The sequence below is a fragment of the Virgibacillus sp. W0181 genome (assembly GCF_051846915.1).
Lineage (GTDB): Bacteria > Bacillota > Bacilli > Bacillales > Amphibacillaceae > JBPYCR01.
In genome coordinates this window covers 78,831-92,310 of the sequence record NZ_JBPYCR010000001.1, presented here as the reverse complement: position 1 = coordinate 92,310, position 13,480 = coordinate 78,831, and the positions used below count along the sequence as shown (strand labels likewise).

Here is a 13,480-nt window from a genome sequence, read left to right as displayed (position 1 = left end):
GAGAAAGAATGAAAAAACAAATTACATTATTGATTATTTCCTTTATATTTCTGGCTACCTCATTGATCCCCATGTTTCATATGATCCGTGAATTTTGGATTGGAAAAATAATCGAATCCCGTTATGAGATTCATCATGCTTACGAGGAACAAGGCTTTGAAGATATCATTGATGTGCAGGAAATAACGGTAAATGGAGAAAATATAAAAATTAGAGAAGAGAAAACAGGTCGAAAGGCATCATTAACTCTTTGGGATAAAGATGCGAACGTACCGCCAGGGGATATTGTAAAAATTCATTGGCTACTAAACAATAAGCAAATTTCCAAACCGGATGAAATATGGCTATCCAATCGAAATAGAGGGAGCAGATATTTTTCCTGGTTAGATGTATTGACTGTAAAAGATCGCCTTACTGGCAATGAACAGATTAAGATCGTTCAGCGGCTAACAGATGATGACGAGTTGATGGATAATAGAAAATGGAAAATCATCACCATCTCTTCAGATAATACGGTTAAAGAAGAAGAGGTGTCTTATATGGAAAGAAGCGAAAATAAATTAGCCGTCAAATTGATAAACCTTTCTGGCACATCGCTAATGGCAATGGGGTACTATTCAGATATTACAAAAGGCTACCCAAGTGTGATTTTTCCAATTGTCTATCCTGTTTTGACAAGTTTAGTAGGATTTGTGTTACTTTTAATAGTCTTAAGGATATCCATAAAGCAACGTAAAGAATATAATATTACTGGTTCTTATCTGTTATCGGGCAAAGGGTATCCAATGTAAAAAGGATTCGTAAAATAAGTTGTGTGATAAAATAGACGGGCACTTTTGTAAAATAAGGAGATTTCATATGAATAAAGTGATGATTATTGAAGATGATCCAAAAATTGCAGCCTATTTAAAGGCATATATTTCAAAATATGATTACAGTGTTTTAGCTATTGAACAATTTGATCATATTATGGATTCCTTTCAAACGTATAAGCCAGATCTTGTTTTACTTGATATTAATTTACCTTATTATGACGGCTTTTATTGGTGTCGCCAAATTCGAAGTGAGTCTATTTGTCCGGTAATATTTATTTCAGCAAGAATAGGGGAAATGGATCAAGTTATGGCACTTGAAAACGGTGGTGATGATTATATTACGAAACCTTTTTCTCCAGATATCGTTATGGCAAAAATTCGTAGCCAGCTGCGCCGTGCTTACGGTGAATATGCAGGAAGTCAAAAGGAACGAGTTTTAGATGTACATGATGTGAAACTTTACCCGGAACGACATCAATTGCATTACAATAATAACTCCGTTGACCTTACTAAAAATGAAACAAATATATTGGAACTTTTAATTGAACGTTACCCACGGGTGGCTGGAAGAGAAGATTTATTGGAAAAATTATGGGATGACCAAGTATTTGTCGATGAAAATACACTGAATGTGAATATGTCGCGAGTTCGCAAAAAGTTTCAAAGCGTTGGTATTACCGGAGCGGTGGAAACAGTGCGTGGATCAGGTTATAGGCTGAATGTGACATGGACGGAGCGTTCATTATGAAGTTATTTATGAAAGAACATATCGGGTTCATTGCTCTTCAATGCATGCAATTATTGTTTATTAGTATGATCTTAATCCTAAGCGGTTTTCATGAATACGCGATTTTACTTTATTGTGTGGTCATTAGTTTTTTCTTATTATTTGTTTATTTGATTTTTCATTATTATAACAGGCGTCATATGTACAAAAAATTATCCATAAGTTCTATTGATTTGCAGCAGCTGCTGGAAAGGACGGACAATACTCCTATTGGCGAAGCGCTTGATCAATTAACGAAAACGCAATATCAATTATTTATGAATCATTTAAAAGAAGCGGAGGATGACCAGGCGAATCATTTAAAGTTTATTAATCGCTGGGTTCATCAAATGAAAACGCCGTTATCTGTTATCGAGTTGTCTGCGCAGGAGTTGGATGAACCCGAATCCTCGAATATACGCGAAGAAACCGGTCGTATAAAAAATGGCTTGAATACTGTTTTGTATATGGCGAGAATGCGGACAATTCAAGAGGATTTTCAAATAAAGCCCGTTGAATTGAAAAAAATTATACAAGCAGTAAACCAGGAAAATAAACGTTTTTATATCCGTAATGAAGTGTATCCTCGTGTCACCATAAAAAGTAATCTTACCGTTGAGACAGACGAAAAATGGCTCTTTTTTATTATTGATCAACTATTGCATAATGCGGTGAAATATACAGCCGGTCGGAGTAATCGAATAGATATAACTGTGTATAAGCGAGCGGAAGCGGCCGTATTGGAAATAACTGATTATGGTGTTGGTATTCCGGTGCATGATAAAAAACGGGTATTCCAGGCATTTTATACAGGTGATAATGGGCGTACGTTTCGTGAATCAACGGGTATAGGACTTTATTTAACGAAGGAAGTTATCGATTACCTTGGTCACACTATTGAAGTGGCGTCGACAGTTGATAAAGGCACAACATTCCGGATTTGTTTTACAAAACCACAGACGCTTGCATAAATTCCCCTTATCTTACAAAGATGTAATGTTAATGAAAGAATGATCGATCGTTGAATAGGGCCAAAGCGTTTAATATATAAGTATAAGCTATTAAAGTACAGTTTATAACGCACCATAGCTAGTACAGGCTTTTCAAAGACCCCCTAGTTTCTGTAGGACGGGTAATTTGGAGAACTAGAATATTCTGTTTTTAGCTTGTACGTATGCTTGCGCTTTTATTTGAAAGGGGAATTTTTATGCTTGAGGTAAAACAAGTGAGTAAAGTTTATGAAGGTAAGATAGCTTACCGTGCATTGACAGATATCAATTTAGAAGTAGAGAGAGGTGAATTTGTCGGGGTGATGGGACCGTCTGGCAGTGGTAAAACAACCCTCTTAAATCTGATTGCAACAATTGATGAGCCAACAACAGGAACCGTCCTGATTGAAGGGGACAATCCTTATCAACTCCATCGTAATCAATTGGCTAAATTTCGCCGGCGCTCACTCGGTTTTGTTTTCCAGGATTATAATTTACTAAGCACGTTAACGGTCAAAGAAAATATTGTTCTTCCGTTAACATTAGACGGCAAGCGAGTGAAAGAAATGGAAGAAAAAGCAGAAGCAATTGCCAGCACATTAGGGATTTCTGAAATTATGAACAAGCGGACATACGAAATATCGGGTGGCCAATCGCAACGTGCAGCTGTTGCACGTGCAATGATTCATCGTCCGAAGCTTCTGCTTGCAGATGAACCGACAGGAAATTTAGACTCCAAATCGTCTAAAGATGTAATGGAAATGCTTGTAAAATTGAATCAGCAGGAAAAAGCAACCATGCTGCTCGTTACGCATGACCCACAAGCAGCAAGCTATTGTGATCGGGTTATTTTTATTCGGGATGGAAAGTTTTATTCAGAAATTCACCAAGGAGACAACCAGAAAGCCTTTTTCCAGAAAATCATTGATACACTCTCCTTATTAGGAGGGGATGACCATGACTTTTCGTCGGTTCGTGATTAATAATGTACTCCGGAACAAGCGCCTATATGCCGCCTATTTTTTAAGCAGTTTGTTTACCGTTATGATATTTTTTACGTTTGCGATGTTTGCATTTCACCCGGCATTTGGTGAAGGTGATGTGGATGGAAATGCTTTGTTTGGGATGGGTGTTGCCGGCGGGATTATCTACTTGTTTTCATTCTTCTTTGTGCTTTATTCCATGGGCTCTTTTTTACAATCGCGTAAGAAAGAATTTGGATTGCTTATGATGCAAGGTATGTCAATAAGGCAAATCCGTTTCATGGTGTTTCTCGAAAACATGTTTATTGGTGTCATTGCGACGGTTATCGGGATTGGAATTGGCACATTATTTGCGAAGTTAATTTTATTGATTGCCGAAAATGTATTAGTAATAGAGGAATCCTTATATTTTTATTTCCCGCTATGGGCGATCATCATCACTCTTCTCTCATTTACGCTATTGTTTTTAGTTATTTCATTTTTTGTGACGTTTATCCTTCGTTCCAAAAAATTAGTGGAACTGATTAAAGCGGATCAACAGCCTAAAAAAGAACCAAAAGCATCTATTTTTCTGACGATCATTGCTGTATTATTATTGGCCGCGGGTTATGTTACAGCTTTACTCGCAAAAGGGGTAACGGTTGTTATCGTGATGATCCCGGTTATTGTTGTAGTTACTATCGGTACCTACTTTTTATTTACGCAGTTAAGCGTATTTACAATTAATTTCTTAAAAAGACGAAAGCTGCTGTTTTGGAAAAAGACGAATATGATTCTGTTTTCTGATTTAGCGTTCCGTATGAAAGATAATGCACGCACTTTTTTTATGGTTGCGATTATTTCAACGGTAGCGTTTAGTGCGATTGGCGCTTTATTTGGCTTTCAGACGTATTTAACAGGCGGGATGAAAGAGGCCAATCCTTATACGTTTACTTATGTGGAAGATGAGGATGCAAGTGATGAAGCAAGTCAGGATATTGAAACGGTTAATCAAGAACTTGAAGAGCGAGGCATTGAGGCAAAACAGGAATCGGTTGAGATGGAATATTATAATATGGGGGATGGTGAAGAAGTCCTGATTGCGAGTGAAACGATGTATAATGACTTCGCTAAGCTATTAGGTAAAAATCCCATTCATCTGGAACATAACGAAATCATTGGTGTTAAACAGAATGATGCAATAATGGAAGGATATGTTCAGGATAATTTCACAGATCAGCCTGTACAGCTTAAAAATGATGAACAACTGACATTAAAAGAAATTATTGATGGCACTGTATTACCTGAAATGTATGGTTATTATGTTGTTTCAGATGCGACGTATCAACAGCTACCTGAACCTTCACGAACAGAAAAGAATACGGTTTGGAAAGCGGCTGGAGGTCAGGATGAAAAATTGATTCAAGCTGGTGAAACTTTAAGGGATGAAATAGAAACCTTTAATTTCCAAGCGAATGATTACACCATTTACACGATTAACAAGATGTTTGGGCCTGTATTGTTTATCGGTTTGTTTATCGGTATCGTATTCTTCGCATCAGCAGGGAGTTTCTTATATTTTAGATTATTTACAGACCTTGATGATGATAAAAGTAAATTTGCATCCATTGCTAAAATGGGACTTACGGATAAAGAATTGAAAAAGGTTATTACACGGCAAACAGCTCTGTTATTTTTTGCACCGATTGTTGTTGCGTTAGTGCATGGTGCTGTTGCTCTAACCGCTCTTTCCCATTTATTTGATTATAATCTTGTAAAAGAAGCAAGTATGGTTCTCGGAAGTTTCTTCATTATACAAGTGATTTACTTTATAATCGTTCGTTTTGTATATATCAAACAAGTAAAAAGTTCACTATAGAAAAAACAGACATGATATCGTTCATGTCTGTTTTTTCGTAACGGAAGATGTTTTCTGTATAATGATTCAATGACAGCCGACTTCATCCCGCACATCACCGTACTCCAATTTCTTTTACGAATATCTTTCCGGGAGGCGTTTTAAAATGCAATGTTAGTTTTTTGATGTTTTTCCCGTCAAATGCAGTATCATGTTTTTCGAACGCTTCGATGGGAATTGGGAACGTTTGAAAAATCGGCTCCCATGAAGGCTCATATTTTCCGTCTCGAAATGTATTTTCGAATAGGCCAAAAATAGTGTAATTAGTAGAAATAACCGGCGGAAAAGGAAGGAATTCATCTAGTGGAAGCTGGACACGTACCCCTTCCATTGTTTCGATTTCTACTTCGATGTCAGGCACACGCTCACCATCTGCTTCACTATCCATGTTTGCCATAGTCAGTACGAATTGTTCAGGTAGTCGATGTGAATATGTGATTAGATCTTCGTTTGACAGATCGACCGTATAGGTGGCATCGGTATCCCATTCGAGCAGTAGCGCATCGGTAAGATGATCATTACCACGTCTGTCTTCTGGTGTTTTCACTTCCCACTTTTTAAAGCCTTCCAAATCTATCGTTTCGTTTTTATCTTGTTGAAACTGAATGATTGGCGTATACGCGGCGTCGCGATATTTATTCACTAACGTCGTATCCGGAAGCCACTTGCTCCCGTACCTGTAATCTTCGAATAGTTTGTTATAAGATTGCTTATTGTGAAATACACTTTCCAAAAATGACGCCATGTATACTTTAGTAATTTGTTGTTGGTCTTCAGAGCTCATCGTCTGTCTCTGATTTAAAAACAGGCCCCTTGGAATGCTCAGATCCATTTTTCCCCAACTGGTGTTAAACTGAGTATGGTTTGCATCTGCAATATAAAGTGTTGTCTTGAATCCATCATCTACTGTATCAAAAGTAGACCGATAAAACTGCTCATTTCCTCGAAAGTCACTCACATCCGCATCCCGTGCTCCACCTAGCAGCAAACAGGAAATGTTATGCAAGTGCGGCTTTTTTCCATCAATCGTTTTATCTGTTGGGGCAATGGCAATGACACCCTTTATCGTAATTGCATCCATGCTTTCCAGCAATGATTCATCCTCAAAAAAGGTCGTATAATCAGCTGCCATAAGCGCTGCTTGTCCACCTCTTGAATGGCCCATGAAAGCAACTTGATCAAAATCTATTTTTTTATATAATGCATTTTCCGGAGATAGATTCATATGCTGCAGTTCAGCGATATGCTGTAAAATAAGCCATGCGCGTAATTTATAATTATCATTAGGGCTTCCGGATACATTTGAATAATTAACAAAGTCCTCGTCTACGGATATTGCAATAAATCCTCTGCTAGCAAGCAATTCACCTAAGTAGTCGTACCCGCTTGTTGAAAAATTCTCCATCGTATGATTTCCATGGACCATTAGAATGATAGGAAAAGGTCCATCACCTTCCGGGAGCCAAGCTCTTCCGTTGATAGGGAAATTCGATGGATCAAACCCCCAGAAATCCTTTCTTTTTTCATCCCATTTTGTGATCCAATGGGACGCATCTACGGATCTTGTCACCTCACTAACTTCATGTCCAAACGTTTCACGATGCAAGTCTTCTCCGCTCCCATACGTAAAAAACGTATAATCATAATTGCCAGGCTCAGCAGGATTTTCCTCCATAATCGGGGTAGCGTCTTCCGTATCCATTTGTAAGGTGTGTTGACTGTCAAAGGTATCTGTTGATAGATACATATAATTCACAATGACTATAAGGGCAAGCATTACTAATAGGCTAACCCGACCGACTTTTTTATGCATAAGCATGATCAAAAGGATTCCAATAAGCAATACAGCTGTACTGTACCCAATGCCAACCATATAAGAAAATAGAGTACCACTATTCGCACAAATTAAAATGGTGATGTGGACAATGACAGTATATATAAAACTCCCCGTACAAAGGCGAGGGATAGGTAAATAAAGGCATGCAAATAAAGCACTCAATACGAGTGTTACAATAGGAAACAGAAAGAGGTTGAGACCAACTGCCTTACCCAAATCTATAACATATGAGATTAGGCTAGCTCCCGTCGGGTTGCCGGCTGCAAGAGTAATAGCAGTTATCGTCGTAGCCACCCAAAGGATAAAAATGACCCAAGCGCTAAAATAATTGTCACGCTCGGGAATATGCGATAAACGTATTTTTATCCAACGCACAACGTTTCTAAGAATGTGTTTCATCGAATGACCCACCACCTAAATTTCTGCGAAAACAGTCTTTACTAAACATGAGTGCTAAGCGTATTTTGCTACGTTGATTATAGCAACTACGATAAGAAAAATCTAGGACATCTCAACTTCTTATGTTGATTCAAATGGCGAGATAATGCTTCTTTAACAATGGTACATTCTGAAAAAAGGTTTCTCATCGAGCTTATTATAGTAGAATTCTTCAAACTATTAATGGAGATGGAAAATTCAGACCAATTAATAGTGAGCGAATTAATGATATGATAGGCTGATGCAAAGGAGGTTTCCACCAATGGATAAGAAAGATCGCTGTAATAAAGATATTTTAAAGGAAAACAATCTTACTTATAACGATTATGCAACTCTCGATGATCAAAATCGGTATGAACTCGTACAGGCAAAGCTTGAATTAATGAGTCCCTCTCCTTCAACAATTCATCAGTTAGTCATTGCTGAAATAGATGATCAAATTTCATTAAGCTGTAAACAGGATTACTTCATTTTTTTCGCCCCGATTGATGTCATTTTATCTTCTACAAACGTACGCCAACCAGATATCGCTCTGGTGCATCGTAAACGAGTTGGTATATTAACGCAACGTGGTATAGAAGGCGCACCAGATCTAGTTATTGAAGTTCTTTCCCCTTCCACTTTAAAACGAGATAAGATTGATAAAATAAAGACGTACGCTGCGTTCCATATTCCGGAATATTGGATTGTTGACCCCGCTTCCGGAACGCTCGAACAATATGTTCTATCAGAGGATCGGTACGAAATGACAAATATTTTTCAAGGAGATGAGCATATTACATCTCCAACTATTACTTGCGTCTCCTTTACGATGGATGCTGTAATGAACAATATACCTGACATAAAGGATGGTTAATATTATTGTTAAGCCATCTCTCGTCTGTACGGTAGTAAACTTCGGTGTATGATTTTTGTAAAACAGCACAGTTTAAATGATATATTGTTATACATATACGAAGGACAGGTGCGTTAAAGTGGACGAATTTCATTGGATATGGCAAACAATCCTCATTTTTTATATCGGTAAATTTATTTTAAGATTTGGCGGCAGAAAATCCATATCGCAAATGACAATTACTCAAGTGATCGTCATGATTGGAATCGGTTCATTATTAATATAGCCTGTATCAGGAAAAGGATTATTCGTTACATTTGGTGTAGCATTACTCATAACCATTCTAATGATAGTAACGGAGTATTTGGAGTTAAAGTTTGATTTCATGGAAACGATATCCACCGGTAAAGCAGTGATAGTAATAGAAAGTGGAAAACTGCAAATAGAAAACTTGAAACTCGTTTAAGACAATCCGGTGTCTCATCTATTGATGATGTTCAATATGCTACGATTGAAGTTAGCGGCCAGCTTGGATACGAATTGAAGGAAAATAAAAAGCCATTAACAAAAGAAGATTATAATACGTTAATCAATGAGATAGCAGCAATCAAGAATACATTAGCGGGCGGTAATTTTCCGAAAACAAATTTAAATGGGTCTCAAAATAATAATTTATTTAAGGAATTAAAAACAAATAAGTATGAAGGCAAAAATGAACCTTAATAGAAAAATGAACAATATTTTATCTTGTCATCTATAAAGCCGTTTAGCAGTTCTATTTATATTTCTTAATATCTTAAACAAAAGCGAGGGATAGCGACTTTTCCTATCGAATCTGCCATCCCTATCAATGTTGGATCGATTGTGTATTAAGATACTAAAGGAATACTTTTGTTAATAAACGATTTGTTAATAATGGTTTGATTCAGCAGCTATTGCCTCTGCTTTTGTCTTATGAACCGTCCCATAAGGATGTTCAGGCGGTGCATAAATGGTGTATAATTTTAATTGTTCATTTCCTGTATTCGTTACATTATGCCAAATTCCGGCCGGCACCATAATCGCGTCATCTTCATAGACATACCTCTCAAAATATAAGTTATCTCTCACATTCCCCATTTGAACAATCCCATGCCCTTCTTCGATTCGCAAAAATTGATCGACATTAGGATGGACCTCCAACCCGACATCCTCACTTGGACGAATACTCATCACTGTTACTTGCAAATTCTTCCCAGTCCAAATTGCGGTACGAAAGGTTTCGTTTTCTTCAGCAGCATTTTCGATATTAATGACAAACGGTTCTTTCCCATGGTCTTTTAACTTCGCTCTGTTATCATCATAAACATTGGAAGAATGATAGTATACATGATCGTAGTATGTTCTGGGAATCATTCCACATAGGCATACTGGTGTGCCCACGTAATAAGGGCATGCATACATATTAGGCTGATTATACATTTTAAACATCTCCTTAAAAGATTTGCAGAATCATCTTATGCAAGAATTGAAAGAATGTACATTTGTTCCGCTCGTGTGTAAACATTTTGCATTAATGCATTGATAATAGATAAATAATTATTGATATTCGATAATAAACGTTGTAAAATAAAATGTAATACATATGTGGGGTGATTATTTTTATGAAACAACGAGGGTCAATTACTTTTTTAAAGATAACTGTTTTTATTATTGGGTTGGTGACACTTATTTTATGTTTGTTCTTCCTGCCGTCTCTGGCAAACAATACAGCGAATATGTATCCGGAATTTGCTTACTTGCAATATCCGATTTTATTTGGGCTATACGTGACGTTGGTCCCGTTTTTCTTTGCATTGTATCAAGCGTTAAATCTTCTTAAATACATCAATGGGAACCATGCTTTTTCCGAGGTGTCGATAACGGCGTTAAATCGTATAAAATATTGTGCGGTTGCTATCATCTTACTGTATGTCATCGGAATAATTTATATTGGAATACAGGGAGCCTTGCATCCAAGTATTGCTATTGTCGGTTTCGTTATCCTGTTTGCGACTTTTATTATTTTAATATTTGCTGCTGTATTGCAGGAGTTATTAGAAAGTGCACTTAGAATAAAATCTGAAAATGACTTAACAGTCTGAGGTGATCATGTGGCAATCATAGTAAATATCGATGTTATGTTGGCCAAAAGGAAAATGAGTGTGACGGAGCTTTCGGAACGCGTTGGTATTACGATGGCTAATTTATCTATTTTGAAAAATGGAAAAGCAAAAGCAATCAGGTTCTCCACTTTGGAAGCTATATGCAAAGCGTTGGATTGTCAGCCTGGTGATATTTTAGAGTACGAGCATAATTCGGACAATTAAAAAGTATTGGGTTAAAGGTGAAACAATCAATCGAAGCATGCAACGGAGGAGATACATAGTGTATATACGGTTCTTTGCAGTAAGTCTTTTTTTAACACATATTGTTTTAAGTAGTTGCCAATCTTCAGAAGAAGAGATGACCATTTTAGATACGATTACACAAATTTCTATTTCTAAGTCAGAGGGATACGGAAGTATTAATGACAATTTTTTTATATCCTTGGATAAACAAGAAGGTGTATCCGGTTTTGAAGAAGTGATGAAGCGTGCTACAAGAAAAAGAATAGGTGTCAATAACGTAAAACCCGATTACGATATTTTAGTTCAATATGAAGATGGCGGTACACATTTACTCCACTTGATACTCGGTGATGAAGGAGAAGAAAGTGTATTGATGTATGTTGGTCATGAAAAGAAGTTGTATTATGTTAGTTCTCAAGCGACAAACAAGCTAAGGGAAATAATAATGTAAATAACGCATTTTACATTGATAGTAGTACAGAAGAGGGAAGGATGTAAAAGTTTATTTAAAAATCTTCTCCATAAAAGATGCCTCATTGTATAAAAAATGCCTCCTCGATTAAGTTTAATAGTACACTAATCCATCTCTCTCATTTTATACGTAAAAGCTAATTAATATTCATTAATATGTATTGTGAAAACAACGATTGCCTAACTTCAATGATTGTACTTATTGTGGATAATCAGTTAGTCTCTTTGTCTAATTTGTTTTTCGGTGTCTATTTCTTTATTCTGTTCGAATGTATAAAAAAACTAATAAAAATACAAAAAAATTTATAAAAATACTGTACAAGAGAGAGGATATGAGATAAAATAAGTTCATGCTTTAAAACAACTGGAATAGTAGGAGAGAGTCAAATGAAAAGAAAAAATGTGATTATTATTGGGGCGGCAGGCAGAGACTTTCATAATTTTAATACATATTACCGGGATAATGAGAATTATAATGTGGTAGCATTTACAGCAACACAAATTCCAGATATTGATGGTCGCCGTTATCCGGCAGAATTAGCAGGAGAATTGTATCCAGAGGGGATTCCGATTTATTCCCAAGACCAATTAACGGAATTGTTGCATGAATTAGACGTGGATGAATGTGCTTTTGCGTATAGTGATATAACTTATAATGAAGTAATGGGTGTTAGTGCAATCGTCAATGCAGCAGGTGCTGACTTCACATTATTGGGACCGAAAAATACGATGATTAAGAGTAATAAGCCGGTTATTTCTGTTTGTGCGGTGCGTACAGGAACTGGAAAAAGCCAAACATCAAGAAAAATCATTGAAACGTTAATGGAACATGACTTAAAGGTAGTTGCTGTCAGACATCCAATGCCATATGGTGATTTAGCAGCACAGCGTGTACAACGATTTGCAACGGTGGAAGATTTAAAGAAACACGAGTGCACGATTGAAGAGATGGAAGAATACGAGCCGCATGTGGAACGTGGCAATATTATTTATGCTGGAGTCGATTATGAAGCAATTTTAAGAGCTGCTGAAAACGATCCCGATGGCTGTGATGTGATCCTTTGGGATGGGGGAAACAACGACTTTTCATTCTATGAAACTGATTTGGCTTTTACCGTTTTGGATCCACATCGACCCGGCCATGAATTAGGCTATTATCCGGGTGAAGTAAGTTTAAGAACAGCCGATGTTGCGATTATTAATAAAATTGATAGTGCAGACGAGAAATCAATTAAAATCGTGGAAGAAAATATTAAAAAAGCAAATCCAGGTGCGACGATTATGAAGGCCGAATCGAAAATTACAGTGGATAAACCAGAACTAATTGAAGGAAAGCGCGTGTTGGTTGTTGAGGATGGCCCGACTTTAACACATGGTGAGATGAAAATAGGAGCGGGAACCGTTGCTGCAGAACGCCTCGGTGCAAAAGAATTTGTCGATCCGCGTCCGTATACGGTCGGTAAGTTAACCGAAACATTTGAAATCTATCAAGATATCGGTCAAGTCCTTCCAGCTATGGGATACGGTGAACAGCAATTGAAAGATCTGGAGGACACAATCAACCAGACAGACTGTGATACGGTCATTATTGGAACACCAATGGATTTAACAAGAATCATTAACATTAATAAACCTTGTACGAGAGTGCATTACGATCTGGAAGAAACGGGTAAACCAAATTTGGAAGAAGTTCTAAGTAAATTTATTAAAAAACATAACTTACAAAAATAAACAATAAACTGGCTGTCGAGACGCACTATTCACTCGACAGCTTTTATTTAAAGATAAGGAAGTATAAAAGTTTTGCGAATAGCTGTCTAGCTTAAGCTCCCAGAAACTAGGCGACTTCCCGCAGCGCCTTACGATAAAGAAGACTTGCCGATTGGCTTTAGACAGAGGCTTAGTCGCCCTTATGCCCTTGGGTGAAAGTCATCATCGATTCGCTCAGGTAAGGGAGGGCCAACTAAATACGCCCTTTGCGGGCAACGTTGGCATACCCCTTTTGCAGGGGCATGATTCCTTTATCTCAGAGCATATTGGAATGTTCGATTAAAACCGCCACTTTGCGTGACGACATCGA

General features: G+C 37.2%; 14 protein-coding genes. 12 read left to right on the top strand and 2 right to left on the bottom strand.

Annotation, left to right across the window (positions count from 1 at the left end; all coding sequences use genetic code 11):
• The first annotated feature begins 8 nt into the window (after positions 1-8).
• From ACLIBG_RS00455 to ACLIBG_RS00435, 5 genes are all read left to right on the top strand, one after another.
• Positions 9-791, top strand: a complete 783-nt coding sequence (locus ACLIBG_RS00455) for a hypothetical protein (RefSeq protein ID WP_439310728.1) — start codon at positions 9-11, stop codon at positions 789-791.
• A 67-nt stretch (positions 792-858) separates the two neighbouring features.
• Positions 859-1,563 carry a response regulator transcription factor gene (locus tag ACLIBG_RS00450; RefSeq protein ID WP_439310727.1) on the top strand — a complete coding sequence of 235 codons (705 nt, stop codon included), beginning with the start codon at positions 859-861 and terminating at the stop codon, positions 1,561-1,563.
• Positions 1,560-2,552, top strand: a complete 993-nt coding sequence (locus ACLIBG_RS00445) for a sensor histidine kinase (RefSeq protein ID WP_439310726.1) — start codon at positions 1,560-1,562, stop codon at positions 2,550-2,552. The genes ACLIBG_RS00450 and ACLIBG_RS00445 overlap by 4 nt, the downstream gene beginning before the upstream one ends.
• A 236-nt stretch (positions 2,553-2,788) precedes the next feature.
• Positions 2,789-3,553 (top strand): ABC transporter ATP-binding protein, encoded by a 765-nt coding sequence (locus ACLIBG_RS00440; protein WP_439310725.1) that lies wholly within the window; start codon positions 2,789-2,791, stop codon positions 3,551-3,553.
• Entirely contained in the window at positions 3,528-5,411 is a 1,884-nt protein-coding gene (locus ACLIBG_RS00435) for an ABC transporter permease (RefSeq protein WP_439310724.1), read from the top strand. The genes ACLIBG_RS00440 and ACLIBG_RS00435 overlap by 26 nt, the downstream gene beginning before the upstream one ends.
• Before the next feature lie 94 nt (positions 5,412-5,505).
• Here ACLIBG_RS00435 and ACLIBG_RS00430 read toward each other — a convergent pair whose 3' ends face one another.
• Positions 5,506-7,686 (bottom strand): hypothetical protein, encoded by a 2,181-nt coding sequence (locus ACLIBG_RS00430; protein WP_439310723.1) that lies wholly within the window; start codon positions 7,684-7,686, stop codon positions 5,506-5,508.
• 301 nt (positions 7,687-7,987) lie between these two features.
• On the opposite strand from ACLIBG_RS00430, the gene ACLIBG_RS00425 reads away from it, so the two are divergent.
• The 3 genes from ACLIBG_RS00425 (at position 7,988) to ACLIBG_RS00415 (ending at position 9,283) form a co-directional block, all read left to right on the top strand.
• Positions 7,988-8,581, top strand: a complete 594-nt coding sequence (locus ACLIBG_RS00425) for a Uma2 family endonuclease (RefSeq protein WP_439310722.1) — start codon at positions 7,988-7,990, stop codon at positions 8,579-8,581.
• A 118-nt stretch (positions 8,582-8,699) separates the two neighbouring features.
• On the top strand, positions 8,700-8,846 hold the full coding sequence (locus ACLIBG_RS00420) for a hypothetical protein (RefSeq protein WP_439310721.1): 147 nt from the start codon (positions 8,700-8,702) through the stop codon (positions 8,844-8,846).
• 200 nt (positions 8,847-9,046) lie between these two features.
• On the top strand, positions 9,047-9,283 hold the full coding sequence (locus ACLIBG_RS00415) for a YetF domain-containing protein (protein ID WP_439310881.1): 237 nt from the start codon (positions 9,047-9,049) through the stop codon (positions 9,281-9,283).
• 186 nt (positions 9,284-9,469) lie between these two features.
• Here the strand turns inward: ACLIBG_RS00415 and ACLIBG_RS00410 are convergent, their stop codons facing one another.
• On the bottom strand, positions 9,470-10,021 hold the full coding sequence (locus ACLIBG_RS00410; RefSeq protein WP_439310720.1) for a cupin domain-containing protein: 552 nt from the start codon (positions 10,019-10,021) through the stop codon (positions 9,470-9,472).
• A 182-nt stretch (positions 10,022-10,203) separates the two neighbouring features.
• Here ACLIBG_RS00410 and ACLIBG_RS00405 point away from each other — a divergent pair, with 182 nt between their 5' ends.
• The 4 genes from ACLIBG_RS00405 to ACLIBG_RS00390 all read left to right on the top strand — a co-directional run bounded on the left by ACLIBG_RS00405 (position 10,204) and on the right by ACLIBG_RS00390 (position 13,131).
• Positions 10,204-10,683, top strand: coding sequence for a DUF2975 domain-containing protein (locus ACLIBG_RS00405; protein ID WP_439310719.1), 480 nt, complete (start codon positions 10,204-10,206; stop codon positions 10,681-10,683).
• A gap of 9 nt (positions 10,684-10,692) precedes the next feature.
• The gene (locus tag ACLIBG_RS00400) at positions 10,693-10,908 is read left to right on the top strand and encodes a helix-turn-helix domain-containing protein (RefSeq protein ID WP_439310718.1); all 216 of its coding nucleotides are present in this window, start codon (positions 10,693-10,695) and stop codon (positions 10,906-10,908) included.
• 58 nt (positions 10,909-10,966) lie between these two features.
• Positions 10,967-11,380: a hypothetical protein gene (locus tag ACLIBG_RS00395; RefSeq protein ID WP_439310717.1), complete on the top strand. Its 414-nt coding sequence runs from the start codon at positions 10,967-10,969 to the stop codon at positions 11,378-11,380.
• A 407-nt stretch (positions 11,381-11,787) separates the two neighbouring features.
• The gene (locus ACLIBG_RS00390; RefSeq protein ID WP_439310716.1) at positions 11,788-13,131 is read left to right on the top strand and encodes a cyclic 2,3-diphosphoglycerate synthase; all 1,344 of its coding nucleotides are present in this window, start codon (positions 11,788-11,790) and stop codon (positions 13,129-13,131) included.
• The last annotated feature ends 349 nt before the right edge of the window (positions 13,132-13,480 follow it).

Coding starts and splice junctions, on each gene's coding strand:
- ACLIBG_RS00455 (WP_439310728.1), top strand. CDS start 9: ATGAAAAAACAAATTACATTATTGATTATTTCCTTTATATTTCTGGCT.
- ACLIBG_RS00450 (WP_439310727.1), top strand. CDS start 859: ATGAATAAAGTGATGATTATTGAAGATGATCCAAAAATTGCAGCCTAT.
- ACLIBG_RS00445 (WP_439310726.1), top strand. CDS start 1,560: ATGAAGTTATTTATGAAAGAACATATCGGGTTCATTGCTCTTCAATGC.
- ACLIBG_RS00440 (WP_439310725.1), top strand. CDS start 2,789: ATGCTTGAGGTAAAACAAGTGAGTAAAGTTTATGAAGGTAAGATAGCT.
- ACLIBG_RS00435 (WP_439310724.1), top strand. CDS start 3,528: ATGACTTTTCGTCGGTTCGTGATTAATAATGTACTCCGGAACAAGCGC.
- ACLIBG_RS00430 (WP_439310723.1), bottom strand. CDS start 7,686: ATGAAACACATTCTTAGAAACGTTGTGCGTTGGATAAAAATACGTTTA.
- ACLIBG_RS00425 (WP_439310722.1), top strand. CDS start 7,988: ATGGATAAGAAAGATCGCTGTAATAAAGATATTTTAAAGGAAAACAAT.
- ACLIBG_RS00410 (WP_439310720.1), bottom strand. CDS start 10,021: ATGTATAATCAGCCTAATATGTATGCATGCCCTTATTACGTGGGCACA.
- ACLIBG_RS00405 (WP_439310719.1), top strand. CDS start 10,204: ATGAAACAACGAGGGTCAATTACTTTTTTAAAGATAACTGTTTTTATT.
- ACLIBG_RS00390 (WP_439310716.1), top strand. CDS start 11,788: ATGAAAAGAAAAAATGTGATTATTATTGGGGCGGCAGGCAGAGACTTT.